This window comes from Actinoplanes sp. NPDC051346 (assembly GCF_040682215.1).
Taxonomy (GTDB): Bacteria; Actinomycetota; Actinomycetes; order Mycobacteriales; family Micromonosporaceae; genus Actinoplanes.
The window spans coordinates 86,999-107,424 of the sequence record NZ_JBFBAJ010000017.1; the positions used below are offsets into that span (position 1 = coordinate 86,999).

The 20,426-nt window shown below is 70.9% G+C and carries 20 protein-coding genes; 10 read left to right on the forward strand and 10 right to left on the reverse strand.

Annotated features, from left to right (window positions below):
• The first annotated feature begins 44 nt into the window (after positions 1-44).
• Complete coding sequence (locus AB0M36_RS32515) at positions 45-1,910, forward strand: amino acid permease (RefSeq protein WP_364165480.1); 1,866 nt, start codon at positions 45-47, stop codon at positions 1,908-1,910.
• Between the two features lie 124 nt (positions 1,911-2,034).
• Here the strand turns inward: AB0M36_RS32515 and AB0M36_RS32520 are convergent, their stop codons facing one another.
• Complete coding sequence (locus tag AB0M36_RS32520) at positions 2,035-2,586, reverse strand: hypothetical protein (protein WP_364165483.1); 552 nt, start codon at positions 2,584-2,586, stop codon at positions 2,035-2,037.
• Between the two features lie 412 nt (positions 2,587-2,998).
• Between AB0M36_RS32520 and AB0M36_RS32525 the strand changes: the two genes are divergently transcribed.
• The 4 genes from AB0M36_RS32525 (at position 2,999) to nadE (ending at position 7,121) form a co-directional block, all read left to right on the forward strand.
• On the forward strand, positions 2,999-4,882 hold the full coding sequence (locus AB0M36_RS32525) for a Xaa-Pro dipeptidyl-peptidase (RefSeq protein WP_364165485.1): 1,884 nt from the start codon (positions 2,999-3,001) through the stop codon (positions 4,880-4,882).
• Between the two features lie 242 nt (positions 4,883-5,124).
• On the forward strand, positions 5,125-5,922 hold the full coding sequence (locus AB0M36_RS32530) for a GNAT family N-acetyltransferase (protein ID WP_364165488.1): 798 nt from the start codon (positions 5,125-5,127) through the stop codon (positions 5,920-5,922).
• A 28-nt stretch (positions 5,923-5,950) separates the two neighbouring features.
• Positions 5,951-6,175: a translation initiation factor IF-1 gene (gene infA, locus AB0M36_RS32535; RefSeq protein WP_364165491.1), complete on the forward strand. Its 225-nt coding sequence runs from the start codon at positions 5,951-5,953 to the stop codon at positions 6,173-6,175.
• A gap of 103 nt (positions 6,176-6,278) precedes the next feature.
• Positions 6,279-7,121, forward strand: a complete 843-nt coding sequence (gene nadE, locus AB0M36_RS32540) for an ammonia-dependent NAD(+) synthetase (RefSeq protein ID WP_364165493.1) — start codon at positions 6,279-6,281, stop codon at positions 7,119-7,121.
• An 84-nt stretch (positions 7,122-7,205) separates the two neighbouring features.
• Here nadE and AB0M36_RS32545 read toward each other — a convergent pair whose 3' ends face one another.
• On the reverse strand, positions 7,206-7,718 hold the full coding sequence (locus AB0M36_RS32545; protein WP_364165495.1) for a hypothetical protein: 513 nt from the start codon (positions 7,716-7,718) through the stop codon (positions 7,206-7,208).
• Between the two features lie 66 nt (positions 7,719-7,784).
• Positions 7,785-8,291: a GNAT family N-acetyltransferase gene (locus AB0M36_RS32550; RefSeq protein ID WP_364165498.1), complete on the reverse strand. Its 507-nt coding sequence runs from the start codon at positions 8,289-8,291 to the stop codon at positions 7,785-7,787.
• A gap of 109 nt (positions 8,292-8,400) precedes the next feature.
• Here AB0M36_RS32550 and AB0M36_RS32555 point away from each other — a divergent pair, with 109 nt between their 5' ends.
• Together AB0M36_RS32555 and AB0M36_RS32560 are read left to right on the forward strand one after the other, a co-directional pair.
• On the forward strand, positions 8,401-9,804 hold the full coding sequence (locus AB0M36_RS32555; RefSeq protein WP_364165500.1) for a hypothetical protein: 1,404 nt from the start codon (positions 8,401-8,403) through the stop codon (positions 9,802-9,804).
• Between the two features lie 101 nt (positions 9,805-9,905).
• Positions 9,906-10,526 carry a hypothetical protein gene (locus AB0M36_RS32560; RefSeq protein WP_364165503.1) on the forward strand — a complete coding sequence of 207 codons (621 nt, stop codon included), beginning with the start codon at positions 9,906-9,908 and terminating at the stop codon, positions 10,524-10,526.
• A 601-nt stretch (positions 10,527-11,127) separates the two neighbouring features.
• Here the strand turns inward: AB0M36_RS32560 and AB0M36_RS32565 are convergent.
• The 7 genes from AB0M36_RS32565 to AB0M36_RS32595 all read right to left on the reverse strand — a co-directional run bounded on the left by AB0M36_RS32565 (position 11,128) and on the right by AB0M36_RS32595 (position 17,146).
• Positions 11,128-12,645: an MFS transporter gene (locus AB0M36_RS32565; protein WP_364165505.1), complete on the reverse strand. Its 1,518-nt coding sequence runs from the start codon at positions 12,643-12,645 to the stop codon at positions 11,128-11,130.
• A gap of 4 nt (positions 12,646-12,649) precedes the next feature.
• Positions 12,650-13,210: a helix-turn-helix domain-containing protein gene (locus tag AB0M36_RS32570; protein ID WP_364165508.1), complete on the reverse strand. Its 561-nt coding sequence runs from the start codon at positions 13,208-13,210 to the stop codon at positions 12,650-12,652.
• Positions 13,211-13,260: 50 nt separating this feature from the next.
• Entirely contained in the window at positions 13,261-14,307 is a 1,047-nt protein-coding gene (gene mgrA / locus AB0M36_RS32575) for an L-glyceraldehyde 3-phosphate reductase (protein WP_364165511.1), read from the reverse strand.
• A 49-nt stretch (positions 14,308-14,356) separates the two neighbouring features.
• Positions 14,357-14,785: a phage holin family protein gene (locus tag AB0M36_RS32580; protein WP_364165513.1), complete on the reverse strand. Its 429-nt coding sequence runs from the start codon at positions 14,783-14,785 to the stop codon at positions 14,357-14,359.
• Between the two features lie 117 nt (positions 14,786-14,902).
• The gene (locus AB0M36_RS32585; RefSeq protein WP_364165516.1) at positions 14,903-15,724 is read right to left on the reverse strand and encodes a tyrosinase family protein; all 822 of its coding nucleotides are present in this window, start codon (positions 15,722-15,724) and stop codon (positions 14,903-14,905) included.
• A 33-nt stretch (positions 15,725-15,757) separates the two neighbouring features.
• On the reverse strand, positions 15,758-16,180 hold the full coding sequence (locus AB0M36_RS32590; protein WP_364165519.1) for a tyrosinase family oxidase copper chaperone: 423 nt from the start codon (positions 16,178-16,180) through the stop codon (positions 15,758-15,760).
• A 336-nt stretch (positions 16,181-16,516) separates the two neighbouring features.
• Positions 16,517-17,146, reverse strand: a complete 630-nt coding sequence (locus AB0M36_RS32595) for an NADPH-dependent FMN reductase (RefSeq protein WP_364165521.1) — start codon at positions 17,144-17,146, stop codon at positions 16,517-16,519.
• 155 nt (positions 17,147-17,301) lie between these two features.
• On the opposite strand from AB0M36_RS32595, the gene AB0M36_RS32600 reads away from it, so the two are divergent.
• From AB0M36_RS32600 to AB0M36_RS32610, 3 genes are all read left to right on the forward strand, one after another.
• Positions 17,302-17,763: a hypothetical protein gene (locus tag AB0M36_RS32600; RefSeq protein WP_364165524.1), complete on the forward strand. Its 462-nt coding sequence runs from the start codon at positions 17,302-17,304 to the stop codon at positions 17,761-17,763.
• 43 nt (positions 17,764-17,806) lie between these two features.
• Positions 17,807-19,234 carry an AMP-binding protein gene (locus AB0M36_RS32605; protein WP_364165527.1) on the forward strand — a complete coding sequence of 476 codons (1,428 nt, stop codon included), beginning with the start codon at positions 17,807-17,809 and terminating at the stop codon, positions 19,232-19,234.
• 214 nt (positions 19,235-19,448) lie between these two features.
• Complete coding sequence (locus AB0M36_RS32610; protein ID WP_364165530.1) at positions 19,449-20,393, forward strand: DUF5995 family protein; 945 nt, start codon at positions 19,449-19,451, stop codon at positions 20,391-20,393.
• Positions 20,394-20,426: the final 33 nt, after the last annotated feature.

The window sequence follows — 20,426 nt, forward strand, 5'->3', positions numbered from 1 at the left end:
ACCGCCGACGGGACAACATCGATCAATGGGCTGGGAGGCTCCTGATGGCGCGTGAAAGATCCGAGCCCGACATCGTGTCCACCGCGCTGGCGCGGAACCGGCTCGGCGTTCCCTCGGTGGTCTTCTTCGGGGTGGCGGGTGCCGCCCCGCTCACCGTCGTCATCGGAGCCATCACGACGATCTACGCGGTCGTCGGCAACACCGCCGTACCGGTGGTCTACCTGGTCGTCGCCGGGATCCTGTCGATCTTCACGGTCGGCTTCGTCGCGATGAGCCGCCACATCGTCAACAGCGGCGCGTTCTACTCGTACATCAGTCATGGTCTGGGCCGCATCCCCGGCGTCGGCGCGGCGTTCGTGGCGCTCCCGGCGTACGCGTTGATGCAGATTGGATTGTTCGGCCTGTTCGGTGTGGTCGCTTCCGGGGTGTTGGACGGCCTGGGCTTCCAGGTCGGCTGGTTCACCTGCGCCATCGTCGCGTGGGTGCTGGTCGCCGTGCTGGGCCTGCTCTGGGTCGACCTCAGCGGCAAGGTGCTCGCCGTCCTGCTGATCGCCGAGATCGTCATCGTGCTCGTCTACGACGTGGTGATGGTCGCCAACCCGGCCGGCGGCTCGGTGTCGTTCTCCACCCTGTCGCCGACGCAGGTGTTCACCCCCGAGGTGGCCGCCATGATGGTGCTCGCCATCGGCGGTTTCGTCGGCTTCGAGGCGACGGTCGTGCTCTCGGAGGAGGCGAAGGACCCCCGCCGGACGATCGCCCGGGCGACCCACTGGGCCGTCATGCTCGCCGGGCTGCTCTGTGGACTGTCGGCATGGGCCATGTCCGTGGGCGCGGGGCCGGGCAACATCGTGGCGGCCGCCAGGCAGGAGCAGACCGATCTCGTCTTCACGCTGGTCGGACCGCACCTGCCCGAGGCGCTGATCAACCTCGGCTACGTGCTCTTCATGACCAGCATCTTCGCCGCGCTGTTGGCCTTCCACGCCGCGGTGGCGCGCTACCAGTTCGCGCTCGGACGCGAGGGCGTTCTGCCCCGCGCGTGGGGATACACCCACCCGCGCACCGGGGCGCCCATCGTCGGCTCGCTGTCGCAGAGTCTGCTCGCGCTCGGCGTCCTGGTCGTCTACCGGATCACCGGCGCCGACCCGCTGGTCTACCTGTTCGCGTGGCTCACCGTCGTGGGCGGCCTGGGCGTGCTCATCCTCATGTGGAGCGCCTCGGCCGCGGTGATCGCGTTCTTCCTGCGGCACCCCCACCAGGAAAACGTGTGGCGCGCCAAGGTCTCGCCGATCATCGCCTTCCTGCTGCTGAGCATCATCCTGGCCGCGACCGTCTACGGCCTCGGCGACCTGCTGCAGGTGCAGCCCGGCTCGATCTTCCACTGGCTGTTCCCCACCGGGTACGCGGTCTGCGCCGTCGTCGGCTTCATCTGGGCGATCGTCATGCGTGCCGCCCGCCCCGAGGTGTACGCGGCGATCGGCCGCGGCGCGGACAGCGGTTTCGTCTCCGACGCCCCCCGCCTCAAGGGCTCGCACACCGAGCCGATCAGCGCCCGCGCGATGCTCGCCGCCGGCGCCACGCCCCGCGAGGCCCCACCCGAGTGGGACGACGCCCCGACCGAGGTGAACCGGACGTGGACCATTCCGTCGCAGCCGTCGGCGCCGTGGGACGACCAGCCCTCGCCCCCCTGGCAGGACCAGCCCGCGTCGCCGTGGGACGAGCGGCCCTCGCCGCCCCGGGACGGACTGCCGGAAGCGTCCTCGACCTGGGGTCCCGACTCCGAGACGCCCCCGCCGTGGCGGACCCCGCCGGGTGGATCGGCGTCCTGGCAATCCCCGCCCGGGCAGGGACGGTGGGAGATCCCGCCCGAGCAGCCGTGGGAGACCCCGCCCGAACCCTCCCGCTGGAAATAGACCCCCCGCGAAATGCGCCGAACCGCCCGCCGACCCCGTGCGGAAAGGAGGAAGCCCAACCGGCCGGACCGTCAGCCCCCCAAGAGCGCGGATCCGGCCGAAGCGGCGGGCGGTCCCGGCGTGCTCAGGCCGCCTGCGGGAAGCGGTAGAGCCAGAACTGCTGCGTGTCCATCATCTCGGCCTCGCAGTTGCCGGAGAAGCGTTGCAGCATCAGCCTGATGACCCGGCTCATCTTGCGCTTCTCGTCGTTGTGCCGGCAGAAGTCGAGCCCGATGATGCCGTTCTGCGCGGCGGCGATCAGATACATCGCCTCGACCAGGTCGGAGAACGACGAACTGGAGCGCCCACCGGGCAGCACCGCGACGAATCCGCAATACCAGATCTTGCGCTGGGCGTAGAGCTCCGGCCAGCGCCGCTCGAAGTACTGCGGCGAGATCAACGGCATCGCGTCCAGATCATTGGTGTACGTGGAGAGCCCGCACAACGTGCCCTCGTCGTCGAGGCTGAGATACTTCTGCACCCGGCCGTCGCGCATCACGTCCTCGAACTCGTGGCGGAACATCAGATGACGCTGGACCGCCAGGGCGTTCAGGCCGCGGAACGACTCCTCGTACATCTTCCACGCGTTCTCGATGAGCTCGTCGTCGTTGATCTGTTCGACAACCTTGATAACCATGCGACGCTCCCCGAAATTGTGGACGGTCGAGGCCACCCCAGCCTCATGGCACTCAAGCCGATCGATGGTCTTTCTGACCACAGAGTACGGAGCGTATTTGTCGGATTACAAGGCGTGATTCATGCCAAGGTCAACGTGTCCTTAAATGACTATTTTCCGTGCTCAGCCGGGTCGAGGATGGGCTGTTCCCGCAGGCTGTGGCGGGGCAGGCGATCGAGCCCTCACGCCATAGTCGCCATGACGGCCCCTTTGGATCGAGGGTTCATGACTCCGAGTTCAGGACTCGTGACCGGTTCCGATCAGCCGAATCGATCTTTCGTCGCCATCCGCCGGGCGCGCCCGGGGCATCGGACATCGATGGCAGGCGATAGGGTGTGGCTCTTCTCATCCGAGCGCCGGAGGCCAGTCGACGATGCGAACTTTCCGGGGTGGGGCGCGGCTGCTCGCCGCCGCCTGTGCCGTCATTACCGTTCTCGGCGCGGCGTCAACCGCCACCGCCGCGCCCGCCCCGCCGGCCGGGCTCGGCGGCACCGAGCCCATCTACGACTACACCCAGGCCATTCGTGAGCGGGTGTGGGTGCAGGTGCCGGTCGACAGCGACGCCGACGGGCAACCCGACCGTGTGGCGGTGCGCGTCATCCGACCCCGGGAGACCGCCGCCACCGGGAAGATCCCGGTGATCTTCCAGCCCAGCCCCTACTACGCGGGGCTCAACGACGTACCCAACCATGACGACATCGACCGCGACGGCACCGCCGCCCGACGCGGCGTGGCCCCCGGGGCGGACCGGGCGGCCGAGACCATCGTCTTCTCCGGTTACCTCGACAACTACTTCGTGCCCCGCGGCTACGCGGTCGTCTTCGCCGACAGCCTCGGCACCGGCGGCTCGACCGGCTGCCCCACGTCCGGCGGACGCAACGAGACGCTCGGCATGAAGGCCGTGATCGACTGGCTCAACGGGCGCGCCCCGGGCTTCGACGAGTCCGGCGCCCCGACCAGCGCCACCTGGTCCACCGGCCGCACCGGCATGATCGGCGTGTCCTACAACGGCACCCTGCCCAACGCCGTGGCCGCGACCGGAGTGGCCGGCCTCGAGACGATCGTCCCGATCGCCGCCATCTCCAGTTGGTACGACTACTACCGCGCCAACGGCGGCGTCGTGGCGCCCGGCGGCTTCCAGGGCGAGGACACCGACGTCCTGGCCAAGGCGGTGCTGACGAGGCAGAACCCCGAGGCCTGCGCCGACGTGATGGCCGACCTCGAACGCGAGCAGGACCGCGAGACCGGCGACTACAGCCGCTTCTGGGCCGAGCGCGACTACCTCCGCGACGCCCGCAAGGTGCGCGCCAGCGTGCTGCTGGTGCACGGCCTGCACGACGCCAACGTCCGCACCCAGCATGCCGGACAGTGGTGGGACGCCCTGGCCCGCCGCGGCGTGCCCCGCAAGATCTGGCTGCACCAGGCCGGCCACACCGACCCCTTCAACGTCCGGCGCGACGCCTGGCTCGCCACCCTGCACCGCTGGTTCGACCAGTGGCTCTACGGCATCGACACCGGCATCATGCGCGAACCGATGGCCGACGTGGAGGTCGCACCCGGCCAGTGGCGCACCGCCGACACCTGGCCGGTGCCCGGCGCCACACCGACGTCGCTCGCCCTCGGCGGCCCCGCCGCCGACGGCCGCCCGGGCACCCTGGCACCCTGGCCGGCGCCGCGCGGGCCGAGGCAGACCTTCGTGGACGACCCGTCCCGCACCGCCGAGGACCTGGTCGCCGACGAGCTCGGCACCGACCCCAACAGACTGTCCTACCTGTCCACGCCGCTGGAGAAGGAAACCCGCCTCTCCGGCACGCCCGAGGTGGCGGTCCGCGCCGACCTCGACGGCAAATCGCCGTACCTGACGGCGCTGCTGGTCGACTACGGCACGGCCGACCGCTACGCGGGCATCCGGACGGTGCCCGGCCAGGACTGCGTCGGCCCCGGCATCCCCGAAGACCCGGGATGCTTCAACCGCCGCGAGTACGTGACCGAGCAAACCCCGTTCGAAATCGTCAGCCACGGCTGGCTCGACGTCCGCAACCGGCTGTCGCCGTCGCACAGCACCCCGATCGAGGCCGGCAAGACGTACACGTTCCGCTGGAACACCCAGCCCCAGGACCACGTCTTCGCCCCCGGCCACCGCATCGGCCTCGTGCTGATCTCCACCGACCGCGACCACACCCTGCGCTACCCGGCAGGCACCCAGGTCGGGGTGCGCCTGGGCGTCTCCAAGATCGTCCTACCCCTGGCCCACTGACCGGCCGGCCCGGCCACCAGGTGCGCTGCCGCCACGCCGCCCTTCGGGGCGGCGCGGCGGTAATTGGTTGGACCGGGCGATGTGCGTGCCGGTAGCCTGCCGTCAGCCGTGACACAACATGAGGAGGTGAGCACCGTGAACGTTGTTCCGATGTGGGTGCTCCCCTCGTCGTCACGGTGGTGCGACTGACGTAGGTGTCGCCGAGGAGCGCCTCACCCAGGCATTCCAGAAAGGCGACACCCATGGACCCTGCTTACCTGTTCGCGGACAGAGACGAGCACGTCGTAGCCATCACGCGGGTCTCCGAGCGGCAGTGGCACGCTGTCGGCGACGATCGAGTGGTCGGCCGCGGCGAAGTTTCGCGCCGGCCCGACGGGCGGAGTTTTCTCAGCATCGACGCGTGGCACGGCACCGTCTTCGACCACCTGGCCGACGTCATGCTGGCGAACCTGCCGAAGCCCCTGTACACCGTCGTTGACGAGGCCGACCTGGACCTGTTGTCCAGGTGGGAGCGGAGGGGCTTCGGGCCCCGGCGCCGCGAGTGGGAGTACGTCGTGCCCACCGATCCCCACCTCACCGGGCTCGGCTCGACGCCACCGCCGCCCGGGGTGACGGTGGTGCCGGTCGGCGAGGCCGAGGACGGCCCGCTTCGCGAGTTGGACCGCGTCATTCGCGACGAGATCGAGGCCACCGTCGGATGGCAGAACATGTCCGCGGAGGTGCTGGCCCACCCCGACGGAACCCGGTTGTGGGACCCGTCGAAATATGCGGTGGCGGCACGGTCCGGCCGATACGTGGGACTCGTGCGGGTGGTGCCGTTGCCGCGGCAGCCGCGAATCGGTCTCATCGCGGTCCGGGCCGACCTGCGCCGCCGAGGTATCGCCCGGGCTCTTCTCGCTCAGGTGCTCGGCTCGGCGCACCGGCGCGGGCTCGCGACGGCGTCCGCGGATGTGCACCAGTCCAACGAGGCGGCGATCGCGCTGTTCGAGGGCGTCGGCGCGCGCCGGACGAGCAGCAACCTGGAACTGGTGCTTCGATGACGCCTCCCCGATCGCAGCAGTGCGAGAGATGACCAAAGCGCCAGGAAGCATCCAACTCGAGGGCACCGTTGTCGAGTGTCTGCGCGACGCCACCTTCCGGGTGGAACTGCAGAACGGGCACAAGGTGCTGGCACATATCAGTGGAAAGATCCGGAAGAACTACATCAAGGTCCTGCCGTATGACCGCGTACTCGTGGAATTGAGCCCGTACGACCTCACCCGCGGCCGGATCCTCTTCCGGTACCGCACCTGACCTCGCCGATCCAGTAATACAGCGGCATCGGTGCCGGCTCCGGTCGGACACCGATGCCGCTGTCCCGTACGACCGCTCGGGAGTGGATCAGTACAGTGCGATCATGGCGAACCTACAGCAGCGAATCCTCGCTGAGCTCGGCGTCAAGCCGGCGATCGACCCCGGGACGGAGATTCGGCACCGCGTCGACTTCCTCAAGGGTTACCTGCGGTCGACTCCGGCCGAGGGCTTTGTGCTGGGCATCAGCGGTGGCCAGGACAGCACGCTGGCCGGCCGGTTGTGCCAGCTCGCCGTCGAGGAACTGCGTGCCGAGGGGCGAGCGGCGACCTTCGTCGCCATGCGTCTTCCGTACGGTGTGCAGGCCGACGAGAACGACGCGCAGATCGCACTCGAGTTCATCCGCGCCGACCGGTCGATCACGGTGAACGTCCAGCCCAGCGTGGACGCCCTCGCCGCCGAGGCGGCGCTGGGCCTGCGGGAGCTGCCGGGCGACGAACTGCGGGATTTCGTCCGGGGCAACATCAAGGCCCGCGAACGCATGGTGATCCAGTATGCGATCGCCGGACAGCTGAACCTGCTCGTCGTGGGAACGGACCACGCCGCCGAGGCGGTGACCGGCTTCTTCACCAAGTACGGCGACGGCGGTGTCGACATCACCCCGCTCACCGGCCTGACCAAGCGCCAGGGTGCCGCCCTGCTGCGGGAGTTGGGCGCCCCGGCGAGCTCCTGGGAGAAGGTGCCGACCGCCGACCTGGAGGATGACCGGCCGGCGCTGCCCGACGAGGTGGCGTTGGGCCTGACCTACCACCAGATCGACGACTACCTCGAGGGCGTCGAGGTCGCACCCGACGTGGCGGCCAGGCTGGAGTCGCTCTATCACGCGACCCGGCACAAGCGCACCGTGCCGGCGACGCCCCTCGACTACTGGTGGCGTCCGGAGGCCTGACCAGCGGCTCCCTCCGGTCACCGTGCGACGGTGACCAGAGGGAGCCAGGGCGCGATCACGAAGGGGCCGACGGCGGCCGCCTCGTCATGCGGTGATCTTGACTCCCGCCGCCTTGCACGCGGTCGTCAGCTCGGTGTACGCCTTGGTGAACTCGGCCTGGTCGGCGGCGGCGAACGGATCCTTCGCGGCGGCGGCCTTGGCGCCCTGTGCTGCCACCTGCTTCACCGCGGTGGCCACCTTGCTGTCACTCGTGCCGGCCGCGGCGTTCAGCGTGGACGAGAACTCCTCCATGGCCTTCTTGATCTCGGCCGCGGGTGGTGTCTCCTGCTTGGCAAGAGCGGCCTTCGCCGCCTCGATGACGGTCGCCTTCATAGCCTCGCCGGCGGCGTTCGCCTTGGCGCAGAGCTCCGCGTCGCTTCCGCCGCTCGCCGCCGCGGGCGCGGAGGTAGCCGCCGCTGACGGCGCAGTCGAAGAAGCCCCCGTGGCGGCGGGCGGGGTGGAACCGGCCTTGGAGTCGGTGCCGGCGTCGCTACACGCGGTGAGAACCATCAGGGAGACGCTGATCAGGACGGTGGCGGTACCACGAATACGCTTCACGGGCCGGAACGGTACCGAGCGATACTCACTTTGTTCAACCTCGACGGCGGCGCTGGCCGGCATACGTCAGTCTTCGGCCGGTGTCCGGGCGGTGAGGCTGAGCGTCATGTATGTGCTGTTCGGGTCCGACGTGTAGTCCGCGAAGGGCGGGCAGGGGACGAATCCGTGCCGACCGTAGAGCCGGCGGGCCGGTGCGAAGAAGTCCTGGGTTCCCGTCTCCAGGCTGACGCTCTGATAGCCCCGTCGCCGGGCCTCCTCGAGCAGGAAGCCGAGCAGGTGGGCGGCAACGCCACGACCGCGCGCCTCCGGGCGGGTGCGCATCGCCTTGATCTCGCCCGCGGTCGGGTCCAGTTCCTTCAGCGCGCCGCAGCCGAGCAGATTCGGCCCGTCCCACACGGTCCAGAACGACACCCCGGCCGTGCGGAGTCCTCCCGGGTCCAGGGCGTGCACGCTCTCGGGGGGCGAGGTCGCGTGCATGTCGGCCAGGTGCTCGGCGATCAGCCGCCGAACCTCCTCGCGGGAAAGGTCATCGAGCTCGATCTTCATCCCTGTGCCGTTCCCAGACGTGATCATGCGTCGAGTATCGGGCCGATCCGGTGCGGGCGGTGAAGCGGGGGAGGGGCTTCGCGGTGGGATGCCCCACAAAGCTCGCGGAGCCGGCCACGCGTGATCGAATACGGGGATGGACGACCGAACGCGGGACCCGCTGCGGAGCCTGGTGGCGGCGCTCGAGGGAGCGGGCATCGCACTGGGTACGCACCCGGTCGCTCCGGACGCCGGCGCACTCCGATCGCCCGAACCGGACGAGCGGTTCCGTCCCGAGGAGGTCCGCGAGGCCCTCTCGCGGGTCGGGCAGGTACGCCGGGCGTACCTGCGCGAGGCGTTGGAGCAGGGCTTCCCCGCCGAGGAGATGCTCACCGCCACCTCCCGCATCGATCTGCTGGTGGCCGCGGTCGGCGACGACAGTTTCGGCCACCGCCGGACGGCGGCGCTGGTCTGGCCGACGCTGGGCCGGCTCCTGCGCGGGCCCCTCGGCCGGCGACCGACCGCCTGGCTGGCGACGGCGGCGCTGCTGCCCCGCCACCCCGGCACCCTCCGGGGCGTGCTTCGGCGCACCGCCGGACCCGACGCGCCCCGGCCACCGGCGGAAGCGGTCGACCTTCGGGTACTGACGTTGGCACCCGACCGCGTTCTCGCCGCGGTGCTAGACGCCTGGTCCGACGACGACCTGCACCAGATCGGCGCCGCCCAGGACCGTTCCGGTCGGCGGGCCGAACTCGTCGAGCGTGGGCTGCGTGGCGGGGCGCGTCCCCGCCGGGAGTACGTCACCTGGGTCCGCGCGGTGCCCGGCGCGGCCTCTGCCGAGACCCTGGTAGGACTCTCCGGCGTGCTGGCCGGCACCCTACTGGAGCAGGACGTGGCGATTCGTGCGTTGCGCGATGTCGCGCTGCGACGGCGGTTCGCGGCCCTGCTGCCGCCGCCCGATCCGTCCGTCGACCTGATTGCCGCGCTGCGCGGATGTGCCGGTGCTGTCGAGGCGGAGGCGGTACTCGTGGCCGCCCTGCCGGACGGCGCCGCGCCGTCGTGGCCGCCGCTCGTCGCGGCGCACGCCGACGATCCGCTTCCGACGCACTCCGTGGCGGCGCTCGCGGACCGGCCGGGCTTTCCCGAGGCGCTTCTCGACGGCCTGCCCTACCGGCCGCTCGCGCACGCCGGGAACGCCGGTCGCCCGTTCGCCCTGGCCGCGCTGCGTCGCGACGACTGGACGATGCCGCCGATGCTGTGGCGGGCGGCCCTCACCTCGCTCCTGTGCGCCGGGACGCTCAGCGTCGACGAGGTGTTGGCGGCGGCCCGTCCCGCCGTGGCGGTCCTCGAGTGGGCCCTCGCCGCCCCGCCAGTCGGTCCGCCGTGGCACGACCCGGCCGCGGCCCGAAAGGACCTGGTACGGGTCGCTCTGGCCGAGAAGGTCACCGCGCTGTTCGCCGCGTTGCCCGCCGTCCCGCCCCGGAACTGGCCGGCCATCGCGCGGTTGCTGCCCGACTTCGCCGGCACCGTGCCCGACCTGCTCGCCGTGGCCCGAGCCTGACTTCCCCGAATCCGGGATGCCGGACCGAACCTGACCTTCCGCGAATCCGATATGCCGGACCGGACGGACCTGCTGGCGGCCATTCGCCTAGGCTCCGCCGCATGGGACTCGCGATCAATGTCGGCCTGGCATCCTTCGACGAGGACGGCGTGGCTCAGCACCGCGCTGCCCTCGACCGGCTCAGTGCCGCTCTGGGCGCGGAAGGGGTTGGCTGGAGCGAGCCGGTCGGCGACGCCCCGCCGATGCGCCGGCACGTGGGCGGATTCCCGTACTCCTGCCTGCGATACCTGCGGCGGGTGCTGGTCCTCACCGACGCCGGCGAGCCGGTCCCTCCGGCCGACCGGGCCGACAACCTCGACCGGGACTGGAGGGAAATCGACGAACGGTCGTCGATGCTCGACTCGCACCTGGTGTGCCACTCCGACTCGGCCGGCTTCTTCGTGCCGGTGGACCTCGACGATCCGCTGTTCCTGCCGACCGAGGCCGGCGTGGAGGGTGGCGGCATCGTCGGCTCCAGCCTCGCCCTGCGCGACGAGCTACGTCGCTGCGCCGCGCCACTCGGCATCCACCTCGACGGTGGGGAACTCTCCGACGTCGAGGCGGAGCGGATTTTCCGGCTCCCTACCGACGCGCCGTTCGCCACCGAGTCGATGGTATGGCTGACCCTCTTCGAGGCGTGCCGGGTCAGCCTCGCGAGTGGTCACGCGATCGTTTTCCACTGAGCGGCTCCCGCCCGGACCGACGAGCCGGCGTCCGCACCGTCCTCGGTGGAAGACGGTGCGGACGCGACGGGTCCGATCTACGACCGCGAGTAGTAGTCGACCAGAGTGCTGTTCGGCCGCCGGCGGCGACCCAGGCCGAGTAGTTTGGCGTCCTCGCCGCGTAACCTGGTGGCAGCGGTGTCGCGTGAGGACCGGTAGTCGCCTCTGGCGTGCGGATGACCCGTGGATGTGACGGTCGATCGATTGCTCCGGCCGGTCAGCCGGTACCGGAGCCGTTCGACTACGTGGTGCCTGGTGTGCTGCATGTGCCCTCCCCCGAATGGCGTGCGGCCGCGCCGGAATTCCGTCCGGCGACGGCCGCGAATACCGCCCGTCGCGCCGCGAGCAAGCCGCGAAGCAGGGGCCACGAGCGGGCCCCGAGCCAGTGCGACGGCGTCGATTCATCGTTGGGGTTTTCCCGCGGCTCCGCTGACCTTTTCGCCACAATGGAAGCTCGAACACGCCCGGTGCGGAGGGGGTGACCTGCGGCGTCATCGACTTGTGTGACGCGCGAAACCCTGCGCGTTGCCTCCCACCATGTGGGATGTGGAGCTCGACGCGGCTATTGACGCTTGATGAGGGCCAGCACCGCCGCCGCGGCGGCGAGGAGCAGGATGCTGCCGGCTGTCGTGGCGAGGGCGAGCCCATCGGTGAACGCGGTCCGTGCCGCGTCCAGGAGCACCGCCGCCTGCTCCACGGGCAGTGAGCCCGCCGCCTCGACGGCGCCGGCCAGGGAGTCCCGGGCGATCGGGATCAGCTCCGGCGGCATGCCGGCCGGCAGGTCGACGCCGCGGTAGGCGCCGGTCACGACCGTGCCCAGGGTGGCGATTCCCAGGGCCATGCCGAGTTCGTACGCGGTCTCGGAGACCGCGGACGCGGCGCCGGCCTGCTCCTGGGGTACGACGGTCAGAATGACGTCGCTGGCCACCGTGTAGGCCAGCCCCATGCCCGCGCCCATGAGGAACAGGGCCGTGCCGAGCAGCGGGTACGGAGTGGACGGATCGATCGTGATCAGGGTGGCCATGGCGAGGCCGCTGAGCGCCGTCCCGCCGCCGAGGACCGCGCGGATGGAGGTGCGGCGGACGACGGCGCCGGCCAGGACGCCGAAGACCATGGAGCCGATCGCGGCGGGTAGCTCCGCCAGGCCCGCCTTGAGGGGGCTGAATCCCTCGACGAGTTGGAAGTACTGGGACAGGAAGTAGAGCAGTCCGGAGAGCCCGAGGACCGAGAGCACGCCGGCCGCGATCACGGCGGTGAAGGTGCGGTGGCGAAACAACCGGACGTCGATGAGTGGATACGGCAGCCTGAGCTGGCGCCGCGCGAAGGCGACGAGCGCGGCCGCGCCGACGGCGGCGGCGGCGATCGTGCCGGCGTCCGGACCGTGGGCGGCGATTTCCTTGATGGCGAAGACCGTGCCGAACATGCCGACCATGGAGAGGGCGACGCTGGGCAGGTCCCACGGTCCCGGCTCGGAGTTCTTCGACTCGGGCAGCAGTTTGACGCCGACTACCAGCAGCACCGCCATGACGGGCACGTTGATGAGGAAGGCGGAGCCCCACCAGAAGTGCTCGAGGAGGAACCCGCCGAGGACGGGGCCGAGGGCCGCGCCCGCGGACATGGCGGCACCCCAGATGCCGATCGCCGTGCTGCGCTCCCTGCTGTCGGGGAAGAGGGTGCGGATCAGGGCGAGGGTGGCGGGCATCAGCGTCGCGCCGGCGACGCCCAGCAGCACCCGGCCCGTGATCAGCCACGGTGCGCTGGGGGCGTACGCGAGCACCGTGGAGACGAGTCCGAACCCGGCGGCTCCGCAGAGAAGCAGTCGCCGGCGGCCGATCCGGTCGCCCAGGGTGCCCATGGTGACCAGCAGGCCGGCGAGGACGAAGGAATAGACGTCGCCGATCCAGAGCATCTGGGTGCCGGTGGCCTCGAGGTCGCGGCTGATGGACGGCATCGCCAGGGCGAGGACGGTGCCGTCGACCGAGACGAGCAGCACCGCGAGGATCAGCGCGCCGAAGCCGAGCCAACGGGTCGGCCGGCCCTGGGCGGTGTCGCCGCCGGCGGGGGTGGTGAGGGTGGCCATGGGTTCACTCCTGACCCGGTCCGGTGCCGCGGCGCGACGCGCCGTGCAGGAGGAGCGTGGTGATCATGTGGGAGTAGTCCCGGGCGGCGACCCGCCCGGTCTGCAGGGACCAGGCCGCGCCGGCGGCGAGGCTGTAGAAGGCGTCGGCCAGCCAGGCGGGGCTGAGGTCGAGCCGGAACTCGCCGGCTTCCTGCCCTCGCGCGAAGAGGGCGGCGATCCGCGCGTCGATCTCCGCCCAGGCCTCGTGCGGGTGGTCGGGGTCGTACTCCTGGCTCTGGCTGTACATCAGCGCCAGGCATTCGGAGGCGGCCTGGCTGGCGGCCACGAGGCGGCCGAGGGCGTCGGCGGCCGGGCCGTCCGACAGCCGGGCGGTGTGCAGCGCTTGCCGCATCTGCTCCACGGCGAGTTGCTCGAGGGCCTCGAACAGCGCGGCGCGGCCGGCGAAGTGCCGGTGCAGCGTCGCCCGGCTCACCCCGGCCGCCTTGGCGATCTCGTCTTGGGTAGCGTTCGGGCGGCGGCCCAGGAACTCGGCCGCCGCCCGCAGGATGTCGTCGCGTTCTCTCACGAGACAAACATAGCTCAGGTGAGACAAGTTTGTCTCACCTGAGTGAGGGATCAGACTTTGCCCTGGCGGGCGCCCTCCCAGAGATCCACCGAGGCCAGGTCGGCGTCGAGGATCTTGTCGATGGTGGTCAGCTCGTCGTCGGTGAAGTCGAGGTTGCCGAGCGCGGCCACGTTCTGCTCGAGCTGGCGCACGCTGCTGGCGCCGATCACCAGGGATGTGACGCGCGGATCGCGCAGCGCCCAGGCCAGCGCGAGCTGGGCCAGGTTCTGCCCGCGGCCCGAGGCGACGTCGTCGAGCGCGCGGAGCCGCGAGACGATCGCCTCGTCGATCGAGTCCGGGCGAAGCGACTTGCCCTGGGTGGCGCGCGAGCCCTCCGGGATGCCGTTCAGATACCTGCCGGTGAGCAGCCCCTGAGCCAACGCGGTGAAGCCGATGACCCCCGCGCCCACCTCGGCGGCGGCGTCCAGCAGGCCCTCGGTTTCGATCCAACGGTTGAGCATCGAGTACGACGGCTGGTGGATCAACAGCGGCGTACCCAGCTCGCGCAGCAGCGCCGCCATCCGGCGGGTGTGCTCGGCGTCGTAGGAGGAGATGCCCACGTACAGGGCCTTGCCCGCGCGGACGGCCGCGTCCAGCGCCGAGGCGGTCTCCTCCAGCGGGGTGGTGGGATCGAAGCGGTGCGAGTAGAAGATGTCGACGTAGTCGAGGCCCATCCGGCTCAGCGACTGGTCCAGGCTGGCGAGCACATACTTGCGGCCGCCGCCGCCCTTTCCGTACGGGCCCGGCCACATGTCCCAGCCGGCCTTCGTCGAGACCAGGATCTCGTCCCGGTACGGCCGCAGGTCCTCGCGCATCATCCGGCCGAAGCTGACCTCGGCGCCTCCGTAGGGCGGCCCGTAGTTGTTGGCCAGGTCGAAGTGCGTGATGCCGAGGTCGAAGGCCCGCCGGACGATGGCCCGCTGGTCGCCGTACGGCTTGTCGTCGCCGAAGTTGTGCCAGAAACCGAGCGAGAGCACGGGCAGGTCGAGGCCCGAGCGCCCGGTGCGGCGGTACTGCATTCCACTGGTGTAACGGTCCGGAGCGGCGACGTAGATCATGAGTTCATGATCGTTGCCGGTACCGGGGCCGTCCAACTACGCCACGCGGTCAGCCGTCGCGACCCTTCCGGACGGCTGCCTTGACGCTGTCGACGTCACGCTTGGCGCTGGCGACCGCGGCGGTCGGGGCCGGCGGCACCGCCTGTTGCACCTGGTTCTTGCCGATCAGCGCCGCGACGGCCGCCACCGCGAACACCGCGACCGTGACGGTCAGGGCGGCCAGCCACGCGGGCCAGGCCAGGGCCAGGGCGGCGCCGGCGGTCAATAGCAGGGTGCCGACGCCGTAGAGGGCGAGGACGCCGGCTCCGCCGAGCAGTCCCGCGCCGGTTCCGGCCCGCTTGCCCTTCTCGATCATTTCCGTACGCGCCAGCGCCAGTTCCTCGCGTACGAGGGTGGACACCTGCTCGGTCATCTGGCTGACGAGGGCTCCCGTTGGTGCCTCGGTCGAGGAGTCCAGCCGCATCCGTGTGTCGCTCATGGCCACCCACTACCCCAGCTCAGGGCGGTTATGCGGCCCGGAAGGTGGCGGAATTCGCCGAGGATCCCGGCCCGGGCTGGCGTCGCCCGGGCCGGTGCCCGCGTTATCGGGTGCCGGTCACTCGTAGGTGTACCAGGCGGTGTGGCTCAGCATGTCCGACGGCCGCACGGTGCCCCACGGGGTCATGGTGTCGTTGAGGTCCACGACGTTCGTGGTGTTGCCGGTCGGCAGGTAGCCGGAGGTGGGGTGCGCCCGCTGCCAGTCCGACCACAGCTTGTCGATGTGGCAGTGGTGCAGCCAGAAGACCGGGTCGTTGGGCGACGTGCCGGTCTGCATGTCGCCGCCGACCCAGACGTGGACGCTGTTGTGCATGCCCGGTCCGCGCCAGCCCTCGAGCTGGTTGCGGAAGCCCGTGGCGGAGGTGCTGTTCCACGGCGCGACGTCGTAGACCGTCTGGGCCAGCACCGTCTGCAGCTGGGTGGCGGTCGGCAGGGAACGCCCGCCGGCGCCCAGCGAGCGGCGCAGGTAGTTGCGGGTGTCGCTGCGGACGTTGATCGTCCAGTTGCCGGTGTTGAACGCGAACGGGCCGGTGGTCACCTGGCCGTCCGAGCTGCGGCCGTTGCCGCCCATGAAGTCCGCCGCCCAGATCGACGAGGTCGCGGTGCGGTCGACGGTCCAGTTCCAGTACGGCAGGTTCACGGCCGGGTTGATCGCCTGCAGCGCCCGCTCGAAGTCGAGCAGGAACTGCCGGTGCCACGGCAGGAACGACGGCGAGCGGTGCCCGACGCGGTTGCCGTTGTCGGAGTCACTGACGATGAACTGGTTGTGGGTACGGACGAAAGCGTCGTACCGGCCGCTGCGCTTGAGCTGCAGCACGGCATCGGTGAACGCCTTCTTCTCCGTCGCGGACAGGTTGCGCTGGTCCTTGCGTACGCCCATGAGGGGTGCGGTCGCCTTTCTTAAGTGAGGGGGTCAGCCGTGCTGCAGCGGCAGCAGGCGGGCACCGTCGAGCTCGTCGACGGCGGCGCGGGCGACCGCGCGCAGGGACTTGAAGCTCTCGTAGTGGTTCGAGACGCTCGTGTAGGTGCCGTCGGCGTTCTGCATCACGTGCAGCGGGACGCCGTCGATCCGGATGCCGGCGTCGACCGTCCCGCCGGCGGCGGACAGGTGGTGAGCCCCGGCCTGCTTCTGGGCCGCCGAGGTGCCGCCGATCTCGATCTTGCGGCCGCGGTAGGTCTCGACCAGCTGCTTCGGGTCCTCGACCGGACGCGGAGCGTCGACGGCGGCCTGGGACCCGGCGGCGGTGGTGACCTGAACAATGAGAGCGCCCGTGCCGGCGGCCACGGTGGCGGCGCCGGCGAACTTCAGTAGGTCGCGACGATTGGTGTTCGACATGTTCCTCCCCCTTCTCCGGCGCTGGGCAGCAAAATTTCACGCATGAACGCGAGATGAATGAAAAAATTGCTGCACTGCTCGGCTTTTCCTGAGTTTTTCCGGCGCCGGAAGCGGGGCGAAGGTAACAGCGTCGCTCGATGGAGGGCAAGCCGCTCGATGGGCGCAGTCGCCGTGCAGATTTGCGGAGAGTGACCCTGCACTGCCGGTGCAGTCGCGGCCGGGCAGGGATCGGCCTCGATAAGATCAATAAATGATCGTCAACCGTCGATGACGAGGGTGAGCGCTGCGTTATCGACGGCCGGGCGGGGTGAGCTGGTTCATAGCCGAACGGACAGGTCAGGTGTGGAGCCGGCCGGGATCGAAGCCGGAAATGTTGTTACGCCGCGACACAATCGGAAAGAGGCTCGAGTGCACCTGCCACGACGGCGCCGACCGCGGCTCGCTGACCGCGAGTGTCCGGTCCAGGGCCTGAAGCATGTCCTGCAGGGCCGTCCGTAGCCGCGGGTCGGTGACCACGCCGTCGGCGACGGCGCGCGGACCGAGCGGGATGCGGATGCACGCCGACTTCAGCACCCGGGCCCGGGCATGACCCAGCACCGCCTCCAGCGTGACGAGCGCCGCCTGATCCTGTGCCGCCGGGCACAGCGACAGCCAGGCCGCCGGCTTTCCGCTGAGCTCGCCGCTGTCCACCAGCCAGTCGAGAAGGTTCTTGAGGCTGCCGGGCAGGGAGCCGGCGTATTCGGGGGTGCTGATCAGGACGGCCTCCGCCGCACCGGCCCAGTGGCGCAGCAGGGCCACGGCGGCGGGCGGGACCGGTTGGCCGGGGACGAACGCCGGGAGGGTACGCAGGCCGTCGTAGAGGGTCACGGCAATGCCCGCGGGCGCATACCGCACCGCCGTGCGCAGCGCGGCGGTGTGCGGGGAGCCCTCCCGGGTGTCACCCGAGATCAGCAGGATGCGCGTCATGACGCAGACGATAGGGCCCGCGCGGCCCGCGCGGCCGCCCGCACGCCCGCCGCGTCGGGTCGGATCAAGGACGTAGTGCGGCGTAACGGGCCGCCATGCCCTTCCCTGGGGGAAGCCGGCCCACCGAGGCCGGTTCTTCCACTGGAAAGGTCGTCATGTCTGTTCACCGCGCCCGTCTCCCGCGCCGCACGACAGTCTGGATCGCCGGACTCGCCCTGACGGTGACGGGCACGGTCGCCACGGCGGCACCCGCCGTGGCGGCGCCTCCGAGCGACCGGGCCCCATGCCGCACCGTCCGGCCCCAGCCGGACTTCTACGAGGGCGGCCGGGTCGCCAGCGAGCTGCTGACGGTGCCGGCGAGCAGCCGGTGCACCACCATCACCGTCAGGAACATCAGCGACCCGCGGAATCCCGACGACCACTGTGCCACCTTCCTTCTCGGCTACTTTCCCGCCGAGGGGGAGTCTGAGTACACCGAGCCGGTGCTGGCCTGCAGCGACGGGCCGACAGGCGCCGAGGTGGTCCTGGACACCGCGGTGCCCGACGGCATGCCCTACCGGGTGCTGAACGAGATCGACTACCTGGGGCAGACGATGCGCTACGTGATCAGGCACTGAATCGGTCGTCGACGGTCGCCGGGCGTCTGGGATCATCGCGGGCATGCGTCTGCTGCGAGCCCTGCACGAACCCGCTGACGACGAGCGGGCCGTCGTCACGCCCGAGCTGACGCTGTCCCGGCACGAACTGCTCGGCTGGGCCGCCGCCCTCGCGGCCGAGCTGCGCGGCGTACCCATGGCCGCGGTGCACGCCGTCCCGGCGGCACCGACGGTCGTGGCCGTGACCGCCGGACTGCTGGCCGGCGTGCCGATCGTTCCCGTGCCGCCCGACGCCGGCGACGTCGAGCGGGCGCACATGCTGCGGGACTCCGGCGCGGCCGTGGTGCTGTCCGACGATCCCGGGGCCGCCGGACACAGCGGGCTTCCCGTCATACCCGTCACCCGACCCGGACGGGAAACTCGGCCCGGACGGGGAACCGTGCCCGCCGAGCCGGCCGCCGACACCCCCGCCCTCGTGCTCTACACCAGCGGAACGACCGGACCGCCGAAAGGCGTCGTGCTGTCGCGCCAGGCGATCGCCGCCGACCTCGACGCCCTCGCCGAGGCCTGGCAGTGGACGGCCGGCGACACCCTCGTGCACGGGCTTCCGCTCTACCACGTGCACGGGCTCGTGCTGGGCGTGCTCGGCGCGCTGCGGGCCGGGTCGCGGCTCGTCCACACCGGACGGCCCACCCCGCAGGCGTACGCGGAAGCCGCCGGCAGCCTCTACTTCGGGGTGCCGACCGTGTGGTCGCGGGTGTGCGCCGCACCGGAGGCGGCGCGCGCGTTGCGGGGTGCGCGGCTGCTGGTGTCCGGCAGCGCGCCCCTTCCGGTGCCGGTCTTCGACGACCTGGTCGCCCTGACCGGGCAGGCGCCGGTCGAGCGGTACGGCATGACCGAGACCCTCATCACGGTCAGCGCCCGCGCGGACGGCGAGCGGCGCGCGGGCCAGGTCGGCCTGCCCGTCGCGGGCGTCGAGACCCGCCTGGTCGGCGACTCGGGCGAGGCCGTGGCGGCCGACGGCGCCGGCATCGGGCATCTCGAGGTTCGTGGGGCGACCCTCTTCGACGGATACCTTCGGGCCGACGGCACCGCCGCTGCTCCGCTCACCGCCGATGGTTGGTATCGCACCGGCGACGTCGCCACGATCGGCGCCGACGGCTGGCACCGGATCGTCGGCCGCGCCTCCACCGACCTGATCAAGACCGGCGGGTACCGGGTCGGCGCCGGCGAGGTCGAGGACGCGTTGCTGGCACATCCCGCCGTACGCGAAGCCGCGGTGATCGGGACCCCCCACCCGGACCTGGGCGAACAGGTGACCGCCTTCGTGGTCGCCGACGGCCGTCCCGATCCGGACGAGCTCGCGGGGTTCGTCGCCGGCCGGCTGGCCGCGCACAAGCGTCCCCGGGTGGTGCACGTCGTCGCGGAGCTGCCCCGCAACGCGATGGGTAAGGTCCAGAAGGCGCGGCTGAAGCAACAACCGACCTCGTGACGTCCCACCGGCCCCACCGGTCCCGCCAGTCCCACCGGCCACATCGGTGTGATCGAATAAGGGGCAGCATCGACACGGTCCTATTCGGTAACCTGCTTCCGCGCTGACCGGAGTGCCCACTACTGTCGGGTAGCCGCCGGGAAGCTGGTCAACCACGGCGATCTTCAGCACTGTGGACGACCGACGGGGAATTTTCGGGGGCTGGGGGGCCACCATGACCACGACTATCGCTTTCGACCGCGGTGGCGTGCAGAGCAGCGCGAAGCTGTTACGCGAGGAACGTCGGCGCATCGCGCCGGACGAACCGGGCCTGGTGCCCGGCGGCCGCGGCTGGGCGCCCGCGGCCCGGGAGATGGCCGAGCTGTGCGCCGACTGCCCCGACACCATCGGTGACGTGCTGCGCATGCTGACCCGGGCGCAGAAGATCATGGACAAGCTGCCGCCGCCCACGGCGAACCGGGTCGCGTCGTTCAACTCGCTCTACTTCACCATCACCGACCGCGTCGAGACGGCGTTACGGGGCACGGGCGTGCGCGACTGCGACTTCCTGGAGCTGCTCGACGTCGAGTTCGCCAAGCGCTACTTCGAGGCGCTCCGCCTCTGGGGCGAGGAGGACCTGGCCACCCCGGACGCGTGGGAGATCCTCTTCCGCCGGGCCCAGGACCACAGGCTCAGCAGGCTCGCGGCCGCGATGCTGGGCGTGAACGCCCACATCAACCACGACCTGGCGCTGGCCCTGATCGCCACCTGGAAGCACCTCGGCCCGCCCCGCGACGAGTTGGTCCACCCGGACTATCTGCTGGTCAACGAGATCTTCTACGCGGAGATCCCGGCGCTGCGCCGCCGCTACTCGACCCATTGGCAGCTGCGCATCGACGGCCTGGTCGGCGACCTGGACGACTGGAGCCAGCGCGTCCTCGTGGCGGCCACCCGGGCCCGCGCCTGGGAGCAGGCCGAGCGGCTCTGGGCGCTGCGGGACGACGAGGAGGACCTGGAGCGGGCCCTGCTGCTGATGGACCGCGCCTCGGCGTACGTGGGGGAGTTGCTGATCACCAGCGACGGCGTGGTGAACCGGGTGGGTGCGGCACTGCGCGCGGGCCGCGACAGCTTCCGGACGGGTTTCGGACGCCTCCGGGGCCGCGGCGCGCCGGTCGGCTGAACAGGCTGGCGGTCGGCTGAACGGGCTGGCGGT

Coding starts and splice junctions, on each gene's coding strand:
- AB0M36_RS32515 (WP_364165480.1), top strand. CDS start 45: ATGGCGCGTGAAAGATCCGAGCCCGACATCGTGTCCACCGCGCTGGCG.
- AB0M36_RS32520 (WP_364165483.1), bottom strand. CDS start 2,586: ATGGTTATCAAGGTTGTCGAACAGATCAACGACGACGAGCTCATCGAG.
- AB0M36_RS32525 (WP_364165485.1), top strand. CDS start 2,999: ATGCGAACTTTCCGGGGTGGGGCGCGGCTGCTCGCCGCCGCCTGTGCC.
- AB0M36_RS32530 (WP_364165488.1), top strand. CDS start 5,125: ATGGACCCTGCTTACCTGTTCGCGGACAGAGACGAGCACGTCGTAGCC.
- infA (WP_364165491.1), top strand. CDS start 5,951: ATGACCAAAGCGCCAGGAAGCATCCAACTCGAGGGCACCGTTGTCGAG.
- nadE (WP_364165493.1), top strand. CDS start 6,279: ATGGCGAACCTACAGCAGCGAATCCTCGCTGAGCTCGGCGTCAAGCCG.
- AB0M36_RS32550 (WP_364165498.1), bottom strand. CDS start 8,291: ATGATCACGTCTGGGAACGGCACAGGGATGAAGATCGAGCTCGATGAC.
- AB0M36_RS32555 (WP_364165500.1), top strand. CDS start 8,401: ATGGACGACCGAACGCGGGACCCGCTGCGGAGCCTGGTGGCGGCGCTC.
- AB0M36_RS32560 (WP_364165503.1), top strand. CDS start 9,906: ATGGGACTCGCGATCAATGTCGGCCTGGCATCCTTCGACGAGGACGGC.
- AB0M36_RS32565 (WP_364165505.1), bottom strand. CDS start 12,645: ATGGCCACCCTCACCACCCCCGCCGGCGGCGACACCGCCCAGGGCCGG.
- mgrA (WP_364165511.1), bottom strand. CDS start 14,307: ATGATCTACGTCGCCGCTCCGGACCGTTACACCAGTGGAATGCAGTAC.
- AB0M36_RS32580 (WP_364165513.1), bottom strand. CDS start 14,785: ATGAGCGACACACGGATGCGGCTGGACTCCTCGACCGAGGCACCAACG.
- AB0M36_RS32585 (WP_364165516.1), bottom strand. CDS start 15,724: ATGGGCGTACGCAAGGACCAGCGCAACCTGTCCGCGACGGAGAAGAAG.
- AB0M36_RS32590 (WP_364165519.1), bottom strand. CDS start 16,180: ATGTCGAACACCAATCGTCGCGACCTACTGAAGTTCGCCGGCGCCGCC.
- AB0M36_RS32595 (WP_364165521.1), bottom strand. CDS start 17,146: ATGACGCGCATCCTGCTGATCTCGGGTGACACCCGGGAGGGCTCCCCG.
- AB0M36_RS32600 (WP_364165524.1), top strand. CDS start 17,302: ATGTCTGTTCACCGCGCCCGTCTCCCGCGCCGCACGACAGTCTGGATC.
- AB0M36_RS32605 (WP_364165527.1), top strand. CDS start 17,807: ATGCGTCTGCTGCGAGCCCTGCACGAACCCGCTGACGACGAGCGGGCC.
- AB0M36_RS32610 (WP_364165530.1), top strand. CDS start 19,449: ATGACCACGACTATCGCTTTCGACCGCGGTGGCGTGCAGAGCAGCGCG.